This is a genomic window from Flavobacterium magnum, assembly GCF_003055625.1.
In the GTDB taxonomy this organism is placed as follows: domain Bacteria; phylum Bacteroidota; class Bacteroidia; order Flavobacteriales; family Flavobacteriaceae; genus Flavobacterium; species Flavobacterium magnum.
This window is the reverse complement of the sequence record NZ_CP028811.1, coordinates 3,227,931-3,248,255: the sequence shown is the minus strand read 5'-3', so window position 1 is coordinate 3,248,255 and position 20,325 is coordinate 3,227,931. Positions and strand designations below refer to the sequence as shown.

Annotated in this window: 25 protein-coding genes; 1 reads left to right on the top strand and 24 read right to left on the bottom strand. The window is 36.7% G+C overall.

Going from position 1 to position 20,325, the window contains the following annotated elements; all coding sequences use genetic code 11:
- Positions 1-373: 373 nt before the first annotated feature.
- Complete coding sequence (locus HYN48_RS14225) at positions 374-850, bottom strand: hypothetical protein (protein WP_108372870.1); 477 nt, start codon at positions 848-850, stop codon at positions 374-376.
- Between the two features lie 389 nt (positions 851-1,239).
- Here HYN48_RS14225 and HYN48_RS14220 point away from each other — a divergent pair, with 389 nt between their 5' ends.
- Positions 1,240-1,692, top strand: a complete 453-nt coding sequence (locus tag HYN48_RS14220; RefSeq protein ID WP_108372868.1) for a hypothetical protein — start codon at positions 1,240-1,242, stop codon at positions 1,690-1,692.
- Between the two features lie 429 nt (positions 1,693-2,121).
- Here HYN48_RS14220 and HYN48_RS14215 read toward each other — a convergent pair whose 3' ends face one another.
- The 23 genes from HYN48_RS14215 to HYN48_RS14110 all read right to left on the bottom strand — a co-directional run bounded on the left by HYN48_RS14215 (position 2,122) and on the right by HYN48_RS14110 (position 20,259).
- Positions 2,122-2,544, bottom strand: a complete 423-nt coding sequence (locus tag HYN48_RS14215) for a hypothetical protein (RefSeq protein WP_108372866.1) — start codon at positions 2,542-2,544, stop codon at positions 2,122-2,124.
- Between the two features lie 180 nt (positions 2,545-2,724).
- Positions 2,725-3,297, bottom strand: a complete 573-nt coding sequence (locus tag HYN48_RS14210; RefSeq protein WP_108372864.1) for a hypothetical protein — start codon at positions 3,295-3,297, stop codon at positions 2,725-2,727.
- A 182-nt stretch (positions 3,298-3,479) separates the two neighbouring features.
- Positions 3,480-4,004, bottom strand: coding sequence for a hypothetical protein (locus HYN48_RS14205; protein ID WP_146171806.1), 525 nt, complete (start codon positions 4,002-4,004; stop codon positions 3,480-3,482).
- Between the two features lie 200 nt (positions 4,005-4,204).
- Positions 4,205-4,684 carry a hypothetical protein gene (locus HYN48_RS14200; RefSeq protein ID WP_146171827.1) on the bottom strand — a complete coding sequence of 160 codons (480 nt, stop codon included), beginning with the start codon at positions 4,682-4,684 and terminating at the stop codon, positions 4,205-4,207.
- Positions 4,685-4,857: 173 nt separating this feature from the next.
- A complete protein-coding gene (locus HYN48_RS14195) occupies positions 4,858-5,334 on the bottom strand; it encodes a DinB family protein (RefSeq protein WP_108373667.1) in 477 nt (158 codons plus the stop codon).
- Between the two features lie 175 nt (positions 5,335-5,509).
- Positions 5,510-6,079 (bottom strand): hypothetical protein, encoded by a 570-nt coding sequence (locus tag HYN48_RS14190; protein WP_108372860.1) that lies wholly within the window; start codon positions 6,077-6,079, stop codon positions 5,510-5,512.
- 400 nt (positions 6,080-6,479) lie between these two features.
- Positions 6,480-6,905 carry a hypothetical protein gene (locus HYN48_RS14185; protein WP_108372858.1) on the bottom strand — a complete coding sequence of 142 codons (426 nt, stop codon included), beginning with the start codon at positions 6,903-6,905 and terminating at the stop codon, positions 6,480-6,482.
- Positions 6,906-7,071: 166 nt separating this feature from the next.
- Positions 7,072-7,467, bottom strand: a complete 396-nt coding sequence (locus tag HYN48_RS14180) for a hypothetical protein (RefSeq protein ID WP_146171826.1) — start codon at positions 7,465-7,467, stop codon at positions 7,072-7,074.
- A gap of 195 nt (positions 7,468-7,662) precedes the next feature.
- On the bottom strand, positions 7,663-8,262 hold the full coding sequence (locus tag HYN48_RS14175; protein ID WP_108372854.1) for a hypothetical protein: 600 nt from the start codon (positions 8,260-8,262) through the stop codon (positions 7,663-7,665).
- A gap of 60 nt (positions 8,263-8,322) precedes the next feature.
- On the bottom strand, positions 8,323-9,324 hold the full coding sequence (locus HYN48_RS14170) for an IS30 family transposase (protein ID WP_108372852.1): 1,002 nt from the start codon (positions 9,322-9,324) through the stop codon (positions 8,323-8,325).
- Between the two features lie 187 nt (positions 9,325-9,511).
- Positions 9,512-10,048 carry a hypothetical protein gene (locus tag HYN48_RS14165; RefSeq protein WP_108372850.1) on the bottom strand — a complete coding sequence of 179 codons (537 nt, stop codon included), beginning with the start codon at positions 10,046-10,048 and terminating at the stop codon, positions 9,512-9,514.
- 171 nt (positions 10,049-10,219) lie between these two features.
- Positions 10,220-10,645, bottom strand: a complete 426-nt coding sequence (locus HYN48_RS14160; protein ID WP_108372848.1) for a hypothetical protein — start codon at positions 10,643-10,645, stop codon at positions 10,220-10,222.
- 162 nt (positions 10,646-10,807) lie between these two features.
- The gene (locus HYN48_RS14155) at positions 10,808-11,512 is read right to left on the bottom strand and encodes an HMG-box domain-containing protein (RefSeq protein ID WP_108372846.1); all 705 of its coding nucleotides are present in this window, start codon (positions 11,510-11,512) and stop codon (positions 10,808-10,810) included.
- Positions 11,513-11,673: 161 nt separating this feature from the next.
- Positions 11,674-12,285, bottom strand: a complete 612-nt coding sequence (locus HYN48_RS14150) for a hypothetical protein (protein ID WP_108372844.1) — start codon at positions 12,283-12,285, stop codon at positions 11,674-11,676.
- Positions 12,286-12,343: 58 nt separating this feature from the next.
- On the bottom strand, positions 12,344-13,345 hold the full coding sequence (locus HYN48_RS14145) for an IS30 family transposase (RefSeq protein ID WP_108372774.1): 1,002 nt from the start codon (positions 13,343-13,345) through the stop codon (positions 12,344-12,346).
- 776 nt (positions 13,346-14,121) lie between these two features.
- Positions 14,122-14,616: a hypothetical protein gene (locus HYN48_RS14140; RefSeq protein WP_108372841.1), complete on the bottom strand. Its 495-nt coding sequence runs from the start codon at positions 14,614-14,616 to the stop codon at positions 14,122-14,124.
- 277 nt (positions 14,617-14,893) lie between these two features.
- A complete protein-coding gene (locus tag HYN48_RS14135; RefSeq protein WP_108372839.1) occupies positions 14,894-15,892 on the bottom strand; it encodes an IS30 family transposase in 999 nt (332 codons plus the stop codon).
- A 208-nt stretch (positions 15,893-16,100) separates the two neighbouring features.
- Entirely contained in the window at positions 16,101-16,544 is a 444-nt protein-coding gene (locus HYN48_RS14130) for a hypothetical protein (RefSeq protein ID WP_108372836.1), read from the bottom strand.
- 194 nt (positions 16,545-16,738) lie between these two features.
- Complete coding sequence (locus HYN48_RS15230) at positions 16,739-17,026, bottom strand: hypothetical protein (protein WP_146171825.1); 288 nt, start codon at positions 17,024-17,026, stop codon at positions 16,739-16,741.
- Between the two features lie 158 nt (positions 17,027-17,184).
- Positions 17,185-17,727, bottom strand: coding sequence for a hypothetical protein (locus HYN48_RS14125; protein ID WP_108372834.1), 543 nt, complete (start codon positions 17,725-17,727; stop codon positions 17,185-17,187).
- Between the two features lie 161 nt (positions 17,728-17,888).
- Positions 17,889-18,506, bottom strand: coding sequence for a hypothetical protein (locus HYN48_RS14120; RefSeq protein ID WP_108372710.1), 618 nt, complete (start codon positions 18,504-18,506; stop codon positions 17,889-17,891).
- A gap of 173 nt (positions 18,507-18,679) precedes the next feature.
- The gene (locus tag HYN48_RS14115; protein ID WP_108372832.1) at positions 18,680-19,039 is read right to left on the bottom strand and encodes a hypothetical protein; all 360 of its coding nucleotides are present in this window, start codon (positions 19,037-19,039) and stop codon (positions 18,680-18,682) included.
- A 167-nt stretch (positions 19,040-19,206) separates the two neighbouring features.
- Positions 19,207-20,259, bottom strand: a complete 1,053-nt coding sequence (locus HYN48_RS14110; protein ID WP_108372830.1) for a ligand-binding sensor domain-containing protein — start codon at positions 20,257-20,259, stop codon at positions 19,207-19,209.
- Positions 20,260-20,325: the final 66 nt, after the last annotated feature.

Here is a 20,325-nt window from a genome sequence, read left to right as displayed (position 1 = left end):
GTCCGGCGGCTTCACGTCAGTTGCGGCTTTTGGAACTGAGTACTCTCGGCTGGACAAAACGAAGTTATGGAAAAAGGTGGTTCATTTTACAGGAAAGTAGCAATTGCGTGAAACCGCTGTTATGCGTTGGTTTTAATATAGATCCCAAGACAACGTAAACGTATGTAGTCACAAGCCAATCACCCAAAACCAAATAGGAGCGGAGCTCCAACTTTCAACACAACAAAAATCACGCATAACGTCCGGCGGCTTCACGTCAGTTGCGTTATTTGGAACTGAGTACTCTCGGCTGGACAGAACGAAGTTATGGAAAAAGGTCGTTCATTTTACAAAGGAAGCAGCAATTGCGTGAAACCGCTGTTAGCTGACGGTTTTATTCGTAGTAGTTTTTCATTTTAAAGTTGGTATGAAGATTAAATTCCCCATTTTTATAATAGGTAGATTTTTTCGATATGAGTATCGAATCTTTTATATAGAATTTTTCATTTCTAAAATTTACATAACCGCTATTTGGTTCGCAATTCTTTTCGGTCGTTTTAAGTGGTGTAAACTGAGTTGTGTCAGCTGATGGTGGAATTCCAAATTCTTCTTCAAAATAGCATCCATATGGAGAAAAACTATTGAGAAATATAGTGTCATTGACTATATTCCATTTCCCTTTTGAGATTGATTGAGAGACACAAGTATACTTAACATACTCAAAAGCATGCGAAGAATCAATTTTTAAGCGCCCATCTATTGAGTACCATATTCTTTCAAACTTATTAGGAATATATTTTTGCGTTTCGTTTTTACAGCTAACGAAAACTAACAAAAGTATAACCGATAAAATGAAATAGATTTTACTCATTTACGTGATTTTTCTAGGTTCGCCGAAAACTGACAGCTAACGTCCGGCGGCTTCACGTCAGTTGCGGCTTTTGGAACTGAGTACTCTCGGCGTGGACAAAACGAAGTTATGGAAAAAGGCGGTTCATTTTACAAAGTGAGCAGCAATTGCGTGAAACCGCTGTTAGCTGTTGCCCATTCGTATTAAACAAGTGAGGAAATTTAAAATTAGTAAAAGATGTTTAATAAAATTTTTATATTTGCATAAGGTGTTTTGGTATGCCTGCTCGTTCGTGCAAAGATTTTATCAACCAATAACAAGATAATATAACCTTCAGAGCTTATTATCCGACCAAAGTATACGAACGCAAAATCTCCAGGATAATAATCTTTGAAATAAAGGATTATATTATGAACACTATTGACTACTTCAAACTTCAAGCAAAAAATCTACTCAGAGATTTTAAAACGAAAACTACGGTTTTGGACAAAACCACCAATGCTTTTTTATACGAATACAGTCCTAGGTATTTTGACGTTGAAATGATTATTGCGGAATTTGGCATCGACGAAGATAATTTCAGCCTTATGAATGCCCAGCATGTCATCGCAAAAATCGCAAACTTTGATAAATGGGCATCGCTATTAAAAGCTACACCTGCGGAATTGGAACTTGCGCAATTATTGTACGATCATCAAAATAAAATAGACCTCATTGGATGGGAATTTTATATTGCCGATCAGTCTACGAATGAAGATGAACTCGACGCAGAAATTCAAGTGGAAATATTTAAGCAGATGGTATTCGAAGAGAACATTTTTGATTACATGGAAATAGAAAGCTATCTATTGAAGCACAGCTAATAACTATTGATAGCTCGATTTGTCGTCATTTTTGGTTGGGTTACAGCTAACGTCCGGCGGCTTCACGTCAGTTGCGGCTTTTGGAACTGAGTACTCTTGGCTGGACAGAACGAAGTTATGGAAAAAAGAAGTTCATTTTACAAAGGAAGCAGCAATTGCGTGAAACCGCTGTTATGCGTTGGTTTTAATATTGATCCCATGACAACGTAAACGTATGTAGTCACAAGCCAATCACCCAAAACCAAATAGGAGCGGAGCTCCAACTTTCAACACAACAAAAATCACGCATAACGTCCGGCGGCTTCACGTCAGTTGCGGCATTTGGAACTGAGTACTCTCGGCTGGACTGAACGAAGTTATGGAAAAAGGTGTTTCATTTTACAAGGGGAGCAGCAATTGCGTGAAACCGCTGTTGTGCGCTGGCAGAATTTAGATTCCTTTTTTAATTTTGAACTTTTTGTTTTCATTGTTAGCAATTTTAAATACAATTCGATCTGCCATTTGTTCTGTTAACGCATAATCCGCAAAAGGAATTATTTCTAATAAAAGCGAATCACCTTTGATTTTAAAATCACCTCTGTATTCTGGCCCGCTTGTCATAAATGTCAAATAAGATATATATAATTCGTTTTTCTTATACATTATAGTGTCGGTTTTGGGATTGAATTTCTCGGAATTTAAATATTGTAATTGATCATCATTTAATTTATAAACTTCGTCTTCATTCAAACCATGAGTGATTTTAAAATCAATCAGATTTTTATTAGGTTGAAATTCTATAGCATTTTCCTCCGCCGTTTTTCGACAAGATATAAACAGAGCTAGTGTCGATAAAAGAATATACTTTTTCATGGTCGGCTAATTTCAAGTCCGGTGAGTACTGCTTGCGCACAACGTCCGGCGGCTTCACGTCAGTTGCGGCATTTGGAACTGAGTACTCTCGGCGTGGACAAAACGAAGTTATGGAAAAAAGAAGTTCATTTTACAAGGGAAGCAGCAATTGCGTGAAACCGCTGTTATATGCCGTTGAAATTATTCGTCCATATCTTCAAAAACTAATTGATTCTTTAATTTATCAATAGAAATTCTTCGAAAGGTTGGAGCATAACCTTTCCCGTTAGGTTTAAAATATTCCCTCACAAAAGAATCCTTGGTTTCATAATTTTGGATTTTCGTTGGCCCTTTATATCGATTTACATTTTCGTAAAGGTAGTCTGTAATTTTTTCGCCTTGAATTTTAAAGCCACTTGAAGTCTTGATTTTATTTATCGCTCTTTCTTTATCCCCGGTGGAAATTTCCAAAGTGAAAGTATGATAATAATCACCGACTGCTGACATAGACTTGTTTTCAGTTAATTTAAAGTCATCTTTCAAAAAAATATGCTGCTCAGTCACTAAGTTTTCGGCGTCACTTTTAGTAAATAACTCATCTTCAAAAATTAGATTGATTGCAACTAAAATTAAAACTGAAGTGTAAATGATTGCAAAATAATTCGCTGATTTTTGTTTGTTATTTCTTCTCAGTAATTTATAAATTGAAATTCCGAGCCCAATTGGAATAATGACAAAAACTACTAAGAAAAATAATATGAAAAGGATTAACATTTTTGCGTTGTTTTCGTTGACGGTGCGTATCAATGGCATATAACGTCCGGCGGCTTCACGTCAGTTGCGGCTTTTGGAACTGAGTATTCTCGGCTGGACAAGACGAAGTTATGGAAAAAAGAAGTTGATTTTACAAGGAAAGCAGCAATTGCGTGAAACCGCTGTTATGGGCAGTGCTTGTATCATAAATATGTGTTCAAAACTTTCATGTATTCGTCTTTCCACTTTTCAATTGCTTCATGAGTTATAGGTCCACCGGATTTGCATAATTTAATAACTCCATCGACAGTAATTAATGTCAAAGGGTAACCGTTTGCGAATCCTAAATTATTTATTTCTTCCTGCGTTATCATGCAATGTTTGAAATTGAAGGATTTTTTTTCAATCACTTCTAACAGTCTTGTTTTATTTAAATTAGTAACCGATATAAAGTCTACATTCCCGCTATATTTTTTTTGTAATTCATTCAAGGCATCAATTTGACCGAAGCAAGCTTCGCCGCAATCATACCAAAAATAATAAAAGGTGATTCTTGTTGTATCAGCACTATAGAATATCGAGTCGTCCAATTCGCCTGCAACAAATGTAGGCAGCCTTGTTCCAATTTTACTGCTATCCCTCTGCTGAATTCGTTTTGCAATTTCATCTGCGTTTGATCCTACAGGCAACATTTGCTCCTGCGAGTAACCCAAGTTTGCAAATGTCATGCAAAGCCATATAAAGAGATATTTCAAGCTTTTTTTTACGCAATTTTGGTTTAGCATTGCCCATAACGTCCGGCGGCTTCACGTCAGTTGCGGCTTTCGGAACTGAGTACTCTCGGCTGGACAGAACGAAGTTATGGAAAAAAGAAGTTCATTTTACACGGAAAGTAGCAATTGCGTGAAACCGCTGTTGTGCGACGGTTTTATTTTTTTTCAGACTCTGTGATGTCTTTTAATGCATTGTCAATCAATTTCATATAGCCTGTTTTATCTAAGTAGCTTCTATCGCTACCAACTACTTTGACATCAAATGTCTCCCAATTGTTAATGTAAATTTTGTTGTCCTCCGAAACGTGATACTTTTTATCATTTGAATTTGCTGTATAATCACCTTCAACTTTTTCGGCTATGAAAAAAGAAATGTCATTTTCAAAATATATTTGAAATTTGCCTATCACAAAAGGGCGGTGGAACATTACTTCAATATTCATTTTTGTAATTCCGTTTTCATTTTCAAACATTTTAGTTTCTAACTGGTCATCGAAATTGAAGGACATTCTAAAAGGTTTGTTTTTTATTTGTTTGTCAATTGTAGAAATTTTTTTTTCAATTTGTTTTACTGGAGAACAGCTAAAATTCATTAGTGCAAATATTAATAGAATAGCTGTTAATAAATTTTTCATATTTCTCCTTGCGTTCATTTTGGGTAAACTGTCGCACAACGTCCGGCGGCTTCACGTCAGTTGCGGCTTTTGGAACTGAGTATTCTCGGCTGTACAAAACGAAGTTATGGAAAAAGGTCGTTCATTTTACAAGGGAAGCAGCAATTGCGTGAAGCCGCTGTTACCTGCAGGCTCTATCGCATAATATCTGTATCAATTGGAACGTATCCCAAATGTCTGCTTATCGATAAAACTTGTCCCTTGTGATGGAATTCGTGTGTAATGACGTGTGTAAATATCTTAAAGCTGTCACTAACTTTTTTTACCCCGCTAATCTCGTATTGAATCTCGGTGAGCGAATCCATTCTTTCGAAGAAGTCACTCATAAATTCATCAACAACGTTGAACAACATGATTGTGTCAGATATATTTTTTACAGTTTCATATTCATCGTAAGCTATATTTTTTCTCAGAGAAACGTTTGCAATCCAATATTGGTAAGTGTTAGCAATATGGACTAAAAGATTTCTCATACTACCACCGCGACCGAATGAACTATTCTGATTTATGAAGTCTTCAGCAGAAATTGTCTTACAATAGTCAAAAAGTACATTTCTTGAATCTTTCACAAGTTCATACTGTTCTTTCGAATATCTAGTAAGTGATTTCATTCTAGGCTTTTGCGTCATTTTGGTTGAGCTTGCAGGTAACGTCCGGCGGCTTCACGTCAGTTGCGGCTTTTGGAACTGAGTACTCTCGGCTGGACAGAACGAAGTTATGGAAAAAGCGATTACATTTTACAAAGGGAGTAGCAATTGCGTGAAACCGCTGTTAGCCGTAGCCAAATTAGCTCACCCATCCCGATAATGAATGAAAGCGTTTCCATTTATTATTTATTTTCTTGTATATTTCTATAGATCCACCTAACGAGTGCGGACCAGTTGAATAGTTGCTGGAAAAAATCACATAATTTTTGTCCTTTGAGAATATCGGAAGTTTTATGTAAGCTAAACATGTTAACGGACCATATTTCATCCGAATCTTTTCCCAAAAAATTTCGTCAGTTTTACTTTCTAAACGCATTTTGTTTATGTTGTGCTTGGTTATTATTCTGTCGCATTTAGTCTTTCGTATATCTAACTTAAAATCGGTGGCTTTTTTCATTTGTTTTCTGAAAAAGTCCACATCTTCAGTGCTGAATATTGAATCCAGTTTATACGTCTCGATGAAGTTTTTATCATATGGTGTATCATTTTCAGAATAATAAATTGTGCCTTTCAGGGCACAATTTTGTAATGAGTTGATAACACTATACAAATCACTTTCAGAAATTACTCCATTTTCAGATTCCGTATTTTTTACTTCTTTATTGCACGATAAGCTCGATAAAGCTAGAATAAATAAAAATTTTCTCATTTGGTTATACGCGACTTTTGGATTGGTTACGGCTAACGTCCGGCGGCTTCACGTCAGTTGCGGCTTTCGAAGCTGAGTATTCTCGGCTGGACAGAACGAAGTTATGGAAAAAGCGGTTACATTTTACAAGAGGAGGAGCAATTGCGTGAAACCGCTGTTATGCGTTGGTTTTAATATTGATCCCAAGACAACGTAAACGTATGTAGTCACAAGCCAATCACCCAAAACCAAATAGGAGCGGAGCTCCAACTTTCAACACAACAAAATCACGCATAACGTCCGGCGGCTTCACGTCAGTTGCGGCTTTCGAAGCTGAGTACTCTCGGCTGGACAGAACGAAATTATGGAAAAAGGTCGTTCATTTTACACGGAAAGTAGCAATTGCGTGAAACCGCTGTTATCAGCCGTTACTTTGATTTAAATACTCAATTGCGAGTATGTCCTCTGCGACGATATGGTCGGTAATGTGAAATACATCTTTAATCCAATTATGTTTTAGCGCTTCATTTCTGTTCAATATTTCTCCTAATAAAGCATCTTGCCATGGCGATTCAATTTTGTCGATCAAACCAATTTGGTAATTTTTTTCATTTGTCCAAATTTTAAAAGGAAATGATTTTCTGTTTTTCGGAGGACCGTCACTTCCCCAGTCTCCAATACTGATTATGCCAATGATTGATTTATCAGGATGATTATCAGTAAAGCTTAAATAATAAATTGCGAATGCATTTCCGTCTTTGTGAACAAACCGAGTTAGTCGAGTTGTTTTTCCTCCGCAGCATTCGCATACGCTGATGTTCGGGTTTTCAAATTCTATTTCAAGCATAGTTTTGTCGTGTAATGGCTGATAACGTCCGGCGGCTTCACGTCAGTTGCGGCTTTTGGAACTGAGTACTCTCGGCTGGACAGAACGAAGTTATGGAAAAAGCAGTTACATTTTACAAGGAAAGCAGCAATTGCGTGAAACCGCTGTTATAAGCCGTTTTATCTTGTTAAGGACTATTTTTCATTATTTCTAAAAGTTGTTCTGGACTACATTTTTTAAATAGCTCGTAGAACTCCGAGTTGTTCTTAATCACTTTTGAAATAACTTCGTCTCTATATAAGATGTATTTTTCAGCTTGCTCTTTATCATCGAAAAAACTTTTTTCAATGTTGTTAAAAATGTACTTCCTGAACTCTTCCTGAGTTGTGAAGTTTACATCTCTAATTTCAATAGGCAATTTTGATTTAAATTCATCCAGAAAACGCACCATTTCATTATAGTCATAAGTGTGTACCATTTCTATGTATAATTTTTTTGCCTGCTGAAAATCTTGATTGTTCAGTTCGCTTTGACAATAACTTTTTGAAAAGCAAATTATAAAAAGTGCAATTAAATATTTCATTTCTAAATTTAAATTTATTGATTCCAATTTGATACGTGCGACGAAAAATGGCTTATAACGTCCGGCGGCTTCACGTCAGTTGCGGCTTTTGGAACTGAGTACTCTCGGCTGGACAGAACGAAGTTATGGAAAAAAGAAGTTCATTTTACAAGGAAAGCAGCAATTGCGTGAAACCGCTGTTACCTGCAGTAACAATTATTGGGTAAATTTCACTTCATCTATTTTTGGAGCTGGCGGTGGTGGTGGTGGTAACGGAAGTTCCAAAGTATCTTTGTGATATACAAAAGCTTTATATTTTTCAAACTTTGAGTTGAGTTGTTTGAATTCTTGATTATCTAAATCTACTTTTTTTGTTGGTTTGATTATTTGATCATAAAGCGATTTGAATAAAATGTATTTTGAATCATTTTTATAATTCCTGTTTCTAAAAATAAAAGACATTTGCTTTCCATTTTCATATGTAATCCTGAATCGAAAAATTGGTCCAAAATAGCAGCCGCCAGGAGTCCGCTTAAATCTGTAATATGATTCTTTTTCAGCACTGGTTTTATCTATAATTTGTGTTATTAATTGTTTATTAATTTGTGAAGAATAGATTTTGCTTTTTAGCGAATCTATTTCCTCAATATTTTTAGAAAATCCATTTTCATCGATTGAAGTGTAAAGATATGAGTGAACAAACCATTTTGCATTCTGTGTTTCATATTCATAAGACATCATTTCAATAATAGCCACTTCATCTTTTGACTTACAACTTAAAATGCTGAAAAACGATAAGAGGAGTAATTTTTTCACGATTCGCTTGGGGCGGTTTCAAATTGCTAACGCAACTTTTAGTAAAAATAATGAAATTATTCAAAGCGGAATTTTGTCGAGTATTAATTCTTTAAAAACCTCGACTGGGGACCTCACGTCGAGAACCTTCCTTGGTCGTTCATTGAGCTCCTTCTGCACTTTTTTCAGGTGTGCTTTTGAGTGCACCGACAGGTCGGTTCCCTTCGGGAAATAATCGCGGAGCAATCCGTTCGTATTTTCGTTTGTGGGCCTTTCCCACGGGCTGTATGGGTGGGTAAAGTAGACTTTCATTTTTGTTGTTTTGGTGAGTAATTTGTGTTGTGCCATCTCGGTCTCATTATCGTATGTGAGGCTCTTTCGCATGATTTTCGGCAGTTTTGCCAATTCCTGCTCGAATGCCTTTCGGACCGTGGCTGCCTCCTTGTTCTGCAGGTGTACCAGGATGACATAGCGTGATGATCTCTCGACCAGTGTCCCGATGTATGAGCCGTGCTCCTTCCCGACAATGAGGTCGCCCTCCCAATGCCCCGGGATCTGGCGTCCCTTCACTTCTTCAGGCCGCTCATCGATGCTGGTCCTGTCGGGTATCTTTACGTCGCGTACTGCCTTGGTATGCCTTGATCCGCGTGTTTTTCGCTGCTGCCGTAGCTGCTTGATGAGTTCCTCCTTGAGTGATTTCTTGCTGTGGAGGTATACAAAATAGTAGATGGTTTCGTGGCTTGTCTGCATGTGTTTCTGGTTTGGGAATTTCTTTTTTAAAGATAATGAAATCTGCTCCGGTGACCATCTTTTGCGCAGGTGTTTCACCACATAATCATACAATTTCTTGTTGCCTGAGATCTTCGACCTTCCATAGTTTTTGGCGCTGCATATCTTAACGGACCTGATATGTGCATTGATTGCCAGATAGGTTTTGTAATGCGTTTTCTTAAGTTCTCGGGTGATGGTGGACTTGTGCCTTCCAAGTAAAACAGCGATAGCTGAGGCGGATAATCCCTTATCAAAAAGCTTCTCAATCTGTATCCTTTCAGCAAGATTTAAACGGGTAAATTTTGTTTTCATACAACACTAATTTAGGTTAAAAAGTGTTGCGTTAGTTTCCTGAACCGGCGTGGTTATTGCAGGTAACGTCCGGCGGCTTCACGTCAGTTGCGGCTTTTGGAACTGAGTACTCTCGGCTGGACAAAACGAAGTTATGGAAAAAAGAAGTTCATTTTACAAGGAAAGTAGCAATTGCGTGAAACCGCTGTTAGCAGCAGGCTTTAATTTTCCTCTCATTTTCCTGGTTTTCACCACCACCAATTACAATTCCATTATTTTGCTCCATGTCATAAATACTCCTAAATAAAATCTCATTTGATTCTTTAAATATATAAATTTTTTCACCCATACTTTTGGAAAATGTATAGCGACCGCTGGAGAACGGTCGAGAGTTAGTCAATATGAAAGTATTTCTATTCGAAAACTCTATTTTCCAATTGTTGAGTCTGGCAATCTCAGTAATTTTTTCAGATAAATTATCTATGCAATTTTTTGCTGCAATACTTTTTAATTTGAGTTTTGAATTCTGATTGACAAAAACAATTACACTGAAAATGAACAGAGTTAAACCCCATTTCAAAGAACTGTCATTTAAATCTAATTTTGTATTTCTGAAAAAATCAAAAAAGCACAATGCCGTAACAGTCATCAAAAAAAATACAGATCTGTAATAAGTTAGCTTTTCGGAAGTAGATAACTGTATTTTTCTTTTCAGAATTGCTTGTTGAATTAGTTCGTTTTCCATTTCGACCTTTGTTGATTGAACGCGATTTTTTCGAAGCTTGCTGCTAACGTCCGGCGGCTTCACGTCAGTTGCGGCTTTTGGAACTGAGTATTCTCGGCTGGACAGAACGAAGTTATGGAAAAAAGAAGTGCATTTTACAAGGAACGCAGCAATTGCGTGAAACCGCTGTTATCAGCCGTTACTTTGATTTAAATACTCAATTGCGAGTATGTCCTCTGCGACGATATGGTCGGTAATGTGAAATACATCTTTAATCCAATTATGTTTTAGCGCTTCATTTCTGTTCAATATTTCTCCTAATAAAGCATCTTGCCATGGCGATTCAATTTTGTCGATCAAACCAATTTGGTAATTTTTTTCATTTGTCCAAATTTTAAAAGGAAACGATTTTCTGTTTTTCGGAGGACCGTCACTTCCCCAGTCTCCAATACTGATTATGCCAATGATTGATTTATCAGGATGATTATCAGTAAAGGTTAAATAATAAATTGCGAATGCATTTCCGTCTTTGTGAACAAACCGAGTTAGTCGAGTTGTATTTCCTCCGCAGCATTCGCATACGCTGATGTTCGGGTTTTCAAATTCTATTTCAAGCATAGTTTTGTCGTGTAATGGCTGATAACGTCCGGCGGCTTCACGTCAGTTGCGGCTTTTGGAACTGAGTTCTCTCGGCTGGACAGAACGAAGTTAGGGAAAAAGGCGGTTCATTTTACAAGAGAAGCAGCAATTGCGTGAAACCGCTGTTAGCAGTAGTCTTTCTCACCTCATAATGCACCTGAATATATAAATTTGTTGCCAACTTTCATTTTCAAATTTAAAGAGATAGCTACAACCACAGCAACTGGATTTTCTGGAATCCACGTGAATTGACATTAACGCATACTTGTTATCATCTGAGAAGACAGGAGTTGAAAAACTGTAATAAATTTTATCTTCTTCAGCAAAAGTACTTTGATATTCAGCAAAGCGTTTTTCAAAATCATCTACCTTTTCGTCTATTTCCCGTTGTTTTCTTTCTTCACTCCAATTTTTATCTATGATTACTATGATTTTGCCAAACGGCTTATCCTTTTCCAAACGATCCAGTTCTTCTTTGGGAGTATCGGAATACCGTACTACTACAATTCTGCTATTTAAATGATACTTTGGTATCTCTTTCGGAGAGATGACTTTTGCTCTTGGGATATTGTAATCGTTCCAATTTAAAGCGTTGACGGAATCATGTTCAAAAAGTTGGCCAATATGTAAGTCCGGATAATTTTCTGATAATTCCGCTTCCTCAAATCGATCTAAATAAATTTTGTTATTTTCTGCAATGAAACTCGAATCTATTAAATTATAATATCTGAATTCCGGTTTTATTACCGCTTTAGCAGCATCGCTTACAAAGCGGTCAATTTTTGTTTTTTGGCCAAAGCTGTAATTGAATATTAATAGAAGCGAAATTGAAAATTTGTTTATCATGAATGGAATTGAAGATTACTGCTAACGTCCGGCGGCTTCACGTCAGTTGCGGCTTTCGAAGCTGAGTACTCTCGGCTGGACAGAACGAAGTTATGGAAAAAAGAAGTTCATTTTACAAGGGAAGCAGCAATTGCGTGAAACCGCTGTTAGCAGCAGTTTTGCTATTTTCTTTCCAGCAAATTAATTTCTTTGATTACTAACGAATCTATATTGTTTTGACTGAAATCAATATCTCCAAAAGAATAAAACTGAATATTTATATTTTGCATCTTCTCAGGTCGCATTACCAAACTTCCCCAACTTTTATCAATATCTAAATTAATTCTCTGATAGTTTTTTGATATTGAATTTATAACTGCATGCTTTTTTTTTGTATTAAGTATTTTGTCAAATGGGAATTTGTATTTTAAATTTGAATCGACAAAGTTTCCGTTATTCTCAATCAAGACAAAATAACTTGTTTTTGAATCTATTTTTATTTCTATTTTTCTTTCACTATAGAAGTAAAAAAAAGTAATAACTACCAAAATTATAAACTCTGCGATACTTAATTTTTTAGAAGAAATCGTGGATACGAGTAATCGATCAAAGAACAATACTAATGCTGAAATCGCTACAGCACATAATATTAAAACTCCACCCAAACTTGATCCACCAGTTTGTGATAATCCGAATATCCCATATGGAATTCCAATTACGATGATAAATATCGAGATAACAAAAACGGGGGTTAATTTAAAATATTGTTGCATTAAGTTCTTGAATTTACGCATGTTTCGCGAGGCGGTTTCAAATTGCTAACGCAACTTTTAGTAAAAATAATGAAATTATTCAAAGCGGAATTTTGTCGAGTATTAATTCTTTAAAAACCTCGATTGGTGACCTCACGTCGAGGACCTTCCTTGGTCGTTCATTGAGTTCCTTCTGCACTTTTTTCAGATGCGCTTTTGAGTGCACTGACAGGTCGGTTCCCTTCGGGAAATAATCGCGGAGCAATCCGTTCGTATTTTCGTTTGTGGGCCTTTCCCATGGGCTGTATGGGTGTGTAAAATAGACTTTCATTTTGGTTGTTTTGGTGAGTAATTTGTGTTGTGCCATCTCGGTCCCATTATCGTATGTGAGGCTCTTTCGCATGATTTTCGGCAGTTTTGCCAATTCCTGCTCGAATGCCTTTCGGACTGTGGCTGCCTCCTTGTTCTGCAGGTGTACCAGGATGACATAGCGTGATGACCTTTCGACCAGTGTACCGATGTATGAGCCGTGTTCCTTCCCGACAATGAGGTCGCCCTCCCAATGCCCCGGGATCTGGCGTCCCTTCACTTCTTCAGGCCGCTCATCGATGCTTATCCGATCGGTTATCTTTACGTCGCGTACGGCTTTGGTATGCCTTGATCCGCGTGTTTTTCGCTGCTGCCGGAGCTGTTTGATGAGTTCCTCCTTGAGTGATTTCTTGCTGTGGAGGTATACAAAATAATAGATGGTTTCGTGGCTTGTCTGCATGTGTTTCTGGTTTGGGAATTTCTTTTTTAAAGATAATGAAATCTGCTCCGGTGACCATCTTTTGCGCAGGTGTTTCACCACATAATCATACAATTTCTTGTTGCCTGAGATCTTCGACCTTCCATAGTTTTTGGCGCTGCATATCTTAACGGACCTGATATGTGCATTGATTGCCAGATAGGTTTTGTAATGCGTTTTCTTAAGTTCTCGGGTGATGGTGGACTTGTGCCTCCCAAGTAAAACAGCGATAGCTGAGGCGGATAATCCCTTATCAAAAAGCTTCTCAATCTGTATCCTTTCAGCAAGATTTAAACGGGTAAATTTTGTTTTCATACAACACTAATTTAGGTTAAAAAGTGTTGCGTTAGTTTCCTGATTCGGCGATAGCATGTCGCATAACGTCCGGCGGCTTCACGTCAGTTGCGGCATTTGGAACTGAGTATTCTCGGCGTGGACAAAACGAAGTTATGGAAAAAGGTGGTTTATTTTACAAGGAACGCAGCAATTGCGTGAAACCGCTGTTAGCAGTAGTGCATTAATGTCTCTTAAAAATTATTGTTCCCAAATATAACCACAAAAAGGGAGTTGAAAAAAGGAATATTTGAAATATACCATCTAAAAATTTAGATTCATTGCCTTCATCGTCCATAGGATGTTGCCTGGTAAAGTAAATATTGCGCTTATAGACTCTCAATTATTTTGTCAAATAGCTTATAGAAAAGCATAAAAGTTAAGGGACTAAAGACTGTCAACGAAAGAACTTTGTCAGAATTTGAAAGCGGATAATTTATTGTAAGTAAAAATATAAGAGCTATAAATACAGCAAGAATGAAAAATGCATTATATGATTTTGAATGTCTTAAAGTTTGATGAGTCGCTGGTATACCGGAAGTAAAAATTAAAACAAAGCCAAAGCAAATTAAGTAAATTCCCGTCATGTAAATGCTAGTATTATGTTCATTTCTGGCAGCATTACTGCTAACGTCCGGCGGCTTCACGTCAGTTGCGACATTTGGAAATGAGTACTCTCGGCTGAACAGAACGAAGTTATGGAAAAAGGTCTTTCATTTTACACGAAAAGCAGCAATTGCGTGAAACCGCTGTTAGCACTAGTACCTTTTCTTCGCAAAATAACCATTTACTATTGTCCATGCAAAAAGGCTGATACATTTTGCCAAAATGTCCCAGTAGTATAATTGTCCTGGAAGAAATGCAATTAAACTAATAATAGCAACAAATATGATTTCTCTGTATGAAACAGAAAATTTAAAAATTAATTTAGTAAAAATGTTATATGATAAAGATCCAATAAAAGCGCCTAATAAGAGAAGAAAGTTTTGGCTATCACTCATCGTGAAAAAGTAAAACGCTAAACAATTAGTTAGAAAAGCACAAATAAGATGCAATAATATTTGAGGTGTTTTTTTACTTCGATAATTCATTGTCAAAAAAGCAAAGCCTATTCCCATAAAATAAAATGCCCATGCAATCAAAATAAAAGTTTCAACCGGATCATCAATAAATGAAATCCTAATGAAGCAAAGAATACCTAAAATCATTAGATGCACTAATGGCTTATTTTGATGATATAAGGATTCGCTCATGTCGGCGGTGGTATTAGTGCTAACGTCCGGCGGCTTCACGTCAGTTGCGGCATTTGGAACTGAGTATTCTCGGCGTGGACAAAACGAAGTTATGGAAAAAGCGGTTACATTTTACAAGAAAAGTAGCAATTGCGTGAAACCGCTGTTATGCGGCGGCTAAAAAAAAGTTTTTATAGTTTCTGCAGTCACAAGCCGAGCACGCAAAACCCGCGCGGAGCGCAGCCCGCTGGCGGTTTCAAATTGCTAACGCAACTTTTAGTAAAAATAATGAAATTATTCAAAGCGGAATTTTGTCGAGTATTAATTCTTTAAAAACCTCGATTGGTGACCTCACGTCGAGGACCTTCCTTGGTCGTTCATTGAGTTCCTTCTGCACTTTTTTCAGATGCGCTTTTGAGTGCACTGACAGGTCGGTTCCCTTCGGGAAATAATCGCGGAGCAATCCGTTCGTATTTTCGTTTGTGGGCCTTTCCCATGGGCTGTATGGGTGTGTAAAATAGACTTTCATTTTGGTTGTTTTGGTGAGTAATTTGTGTTGTGCCATCTCGGTCCCATTATCGTATGTGAGGCTCTTTCGCATGATTTTCGGCAGTTTTGCCAATTCCTGCTCGAATGCCTTTCGGACTGTGGCTGCCTCCTTGTTCTGCAGGTGTACCAGGATGACATAGCGTGATGACCTTTCGACCAGTGTACCGATGTATGAGCCGTGTTCCTTCCCGACAATGAGGTCGCCCTCCCAATGCCCCGGGATCTGGCGTCCCTTCACTTCTTCAGGCCGCTCATCGCTTATCCGATCGGTTATCTTTACGTCGCGTACGGCTTTGGTATGCCTTGATCCGCGTGTTTTTCGCTGCTGCCGGAGCTGTTTGATGAGTTCCTCCTTGAGTGATTTCTTGCTGTGGAGGTATACAAAATAATAGATGGTTTCGTGGCTTGTCTGCATGTGTTTCTGGTTTGGGAATTTCTTTTTTAAAGATAATGAAATCTGCTCCGGTGACCATCTTTTGCGCAGGTGTTTCACCACATAATCATACAATTTCTTGTTGCCTGAGATCTTCGACCGTCCATAGTTTTTGGCGCTGCATATCTTAACGGACCTGATATGTGCATTGATTGCCAGATAGGTTTTGTAATGCGTTTTCTTAAGTTCTCGGGTGATGGTGGACTTGTGCCTCCCAAGTAAAACAGCGATAGCTGAGGCGGATAATCCCTTATCAAAAAGCTTCTCAATCTGTATCCTTTCAGCAAGATTTAAACGGGTAAATTTTGTTTTCATACAACACTAATTTAGGTTAAAAAGTGTTGCGTTAGTTTCCTGAATCGGCGGCTAGCTGTCGCATAACGTCCGGCGGCTTCACGTCAGTTGCGGCTTTTGGAACTGAGTACTCTCGGCTGGACAAAACGAAGTTATGGAAAAAGCGGTTACATTTTACACGGAAAGTAGCAATTGCGTGAAACCGCTGTTAGCTGCTGGCCTATTGATATTATAAGTTGATCTTGTCTGTCCAGATTATTGTTGGCGTGAAAATCGCGGAATGATCACTTCGCATTTGAATTTTTTCCGGCAATTCCGTTAACTCAAAACCTATTTTAAAACTGTTTTTTTTTAAATTTTTACACTTTAAATTAATTTTCATCTTAACTGAATTCTTTGATGCAATTTTACGAATTACGGCTATATTTTTATCACACTCTTTACCTATAATTTCAACTTCAGGGTTATCTGTAACGTACAATATATCATATGAACAAGACATATTAAAATACTCAATATCTCTTGATGAGTTATTTTTCAGCTTTAGGGTAACCTTTATGTTATCAAATTTACGCGAATCGATCTTTGTGATTTCGAGTTTAAAATCTTGGTTTTGAGGTTTTCCAAAACTTATTGAAATCAGAATGCAAAGGATTATTGAGAGCTTTTTCATAGTTATGTTTTTTTGAGTCTGCGGAAGGCTTGCAGCTAAAGTCCGGCGGCTTCACGTCAGTTGCGGCTTTTGGAACTGAGTATTCTCGGCGTGGACCAAACGAAGTTATGGAAAAAAGAAGTTCGTTTTACAAGGGAAGCAGCAATTGCGTGAAACCGCTGTTATGGGCAGCCAAAAATATTTTCTTTTAACTCTTAATTCTTAGTTTTTTTTCTTGGCTTTATGTCATTTTCATCCAATTCAGGCGTCGCAGATATTCTTGACATAAACCAGACAGTACCTTTTGTCCGCATGATTTTGTTTGCAAATATTATTCCTACAGTCAGTCCTATTAAAACCATGATCGCGGCCAGCAATAATCTTTCAAAACTTGGACTTGAAAAATAAATTACTGCAGCTATAGCACCGCATATCAAAAGGGGAGAAGCTACAATTTGCAGCCAGCCTACAATTTCAGTTATTTTTTCAAATATTTTCGACATAACAGTTGCGTAATTTTGGCGAATTGGTTGCCCATAACGTCCGGCGGCTTCACGTCAGTTGCGGCTTTTGGAACTGAGTACTCTCGGCTGGACAAAACGAAGTTATGGAAAAATGAAGTTCATTTTACAATGGGAGTAGCAATTGCGTGAAACCGCTGTTAGCTGCCGTTGCTGGAAAGCTTAAATATTATTAAAGTTCCAATAATAGCCATAACAATCAATAAGATTGATACACCTTTTAGTAAGTTATGAAACTTTCCAATATTCATTATCGTAGTTTTTTGGGAGATCATTGAACTTATTTGTGAATAATTGCGAAATTCCAACGTGCTAAACATATGAATTTTGTCGTCATTGGTTTTAAAATGAAATGTCATATAATTACCAGTTGAAGAAAAGTTTTCATACTCATTATAACCAGTAATTTCTTCAAAGGAATATTCGAGTTTCTTCCGGAAAAGATATTTTACGGATACTGAATTCTCGTCAATGGTTATGTGTTTTAAAAATAGCATTACTAACAGTGCTGTTGAAATTGCCGCCGAGCAAAACAGACAGATAAAAACCCACGGTCCAATAGGAAGTTGTTTTGCTTTTTCATCAGTGACAGTAAGCATAAATATTATCATTCCAAAGCCAACAACAGTTAGGAGTAATGAAGCGGGAATCAAAAATCTATTTAATTTAGATGTCGTTTTCATGCGCGATTTGAGTTTGCAATGGCAGCTAACGTCCGGCGGCTTCACGTCAGTTGCGGCTTTCGAAGCTGAGTACTCTCGGCTGGACAAGACGAAGTTATGGAAAAAGGCGGTTCATTTTACAAGGGAAGCAGCAATTGCGTGAAACCGCTGTTGTGCGCAGCTTAACTTACCCAATTCCTGATTGTAGCGATGACTTTCCAATTGGAGTCAACTTTTTTTAAAATATAAGTTCCACCGCCACCACATAATCCTCCACAATGATAGCCACTGCTGATAATTACAATTTGATGATTTTTAGAGAATAAAGGTTTGCTGAGTGTACAAAATCCATCACCATATTTTTTATAAAATTCCTCCCAGAAAAGTGTAGATCGACCATCTTTATCTTTACTCTTTTTTATCATTGAACTAATTGTATCAGCAGATACAATGATAGAATTTTTAAAGTATTGCTGTTGCAATCTAAAATCGTCTTTAATTTTATTCTGTTTATGTATATAATCAATGTCTTCTTTAGTGAATATTGAATCCAACCCATCTACTGATAATAACTCTTCTTCACTTAAAGGTGCTTGCGATAAATCATGATCTAAAACAACTTTACAACCTTTCACGATTCCACTATCATTTTTAAAACAATATTCTAAAAAATTATTTATGATTTTATTGTCAATTAAATGAACTTCTTTTTTACGAAATTCAGCTTTCTTTATCTTTTCTTGACATGAAACTAAGCCTAATATTAATACTAAAAAGCTAAGTATATAAAAATTTTTCATATGTATATTTTACGACACGGTTGGTATAAGTTGCGCACAACGTCCGGCGGCTTCACGTCAGTTGCGGCTTTTGGAACTGAGTACTCTCGGCTGGACAAAACGAAGTTATGGAAAAAGGCGGTTCATTTTACAAGACAAGCAGCAATTGCGTGAAACCGCTGTTATCTATAGGCTTAATTTTGGAACTTGATTTTTGGTGTTTCCCACCATTTGTCATCGTCTCCATTTTTAAGAAACTTTTTAAATTGAGAATCCAAAAGTTCAACCTTATCTTTAAATTGTTTTAAAAAAGTATTATTTGAAAGTTCAACATTTGAAACTACTTTTTCAATTTCTATTCGGATGTAAGCATCGTAATCAAATTCATATTGCCATTCAGAATAGTTTTCTACATTTTCATACTCATTTAACCCGGAAATAAATTCTTCATAACTATGAAGCAAATCCGCCGGACTTAAGCCAGTAATGTTTTCAACATTTTTTATAAATGTTGAATAATCTATCGAATATTTATTTTCATGCTTTTCGGTCATAATTGGTTTCATCGTTGGTCAAAGCCTGTAGATAACGTCCGGCGGCTTCACGTCAGTTGCGGCATTTGGAACTGAGTACTCTCGGCTGGACAGAACGAAGTTATGGAAAAAGGTGGTTCATTTTACAAGGGAAGCAGCAATTGCGTGAAACCGCTGTTATCTGATGTTTAATTTATTAGAATTAATTCCTTTCCATTAAAATAACCAACTCCATTGTTTTGTGTTTGTATCACAAATTTATCATTTGCAATAATTGTAATCCTGGAAACATTCATCGGCGAACCAACGGCGTCAGGTTGTCCAACTTTCCATTGCAAATTTGGCTTAATTATATTTTCCCAATCTTTCAATTCAGAAAGATTCTTTTTGACATCACCCTTGAAAATTCCATCTTGAGAATAAAAATAAATCGAATTGTTGTATTTATTAAATGTGGCCGGTCCAATATATTGTGCAGGGATATACTTGGGCTTATTTTCATCACCACTTACTTTTTGCCATTCTGATTCGCTTTTAAAAAAGAATGAAGCATGAAATTTATCAAACTGAACGATGCAACCACTTGTTGACATATGTGCTAAACCTGAAGAAAGATAAACATAATTCTCGTCTTCAAAAAACGATTTCACTGGATACAATTCAATTTCAAATTTGCCAAGTTCAGGAACTATAAATTTTTTACTTTTTGTATTAAATATAAATATATCTCCACCCCATTCGCCATATCCAAAACCAATCCAAATATTATCGTCTTTATCCATAAAAAAAGTTAGCGCACGTCTTGACCAATTGTCATTATAATGGATTTGGTGATTTAGAGATTTATTTGAGAAATATGTCTTGCCGCTTTTTAAATTTATTATTCCTTTTTCTGTAATTGAGTAACAATTATTTTCTTTGTCAAACAAAACTCCCAAAGGCTTTTTAATATAGTTATAAATCTTACTCCAAGATTTAGTTTGATTATCATATTTCTTTATTGCGTTTTTATTATCTATTATTATTGGAATATTATTTTTGTCTTTAGTTATTATATAAATTGTATCTGAATATGAAATTAAGTTTTCAACTTTAGTTTCATTTTTATAATCGAATACGTCAATTTTTCCATCTTTCGTTAAGCTCCATATTTGATCATTGTAAACGACAAAATCGGTGTTAATTTGTGCATCAATATTAAACGATATAACCAAAAATAAAAGTAAATGAATAAATTTCATAATAGTACGATTTTACACGTTCGCAACATAAATATCAGATAACGTCCGGCGGCTTCACGTCAGTTG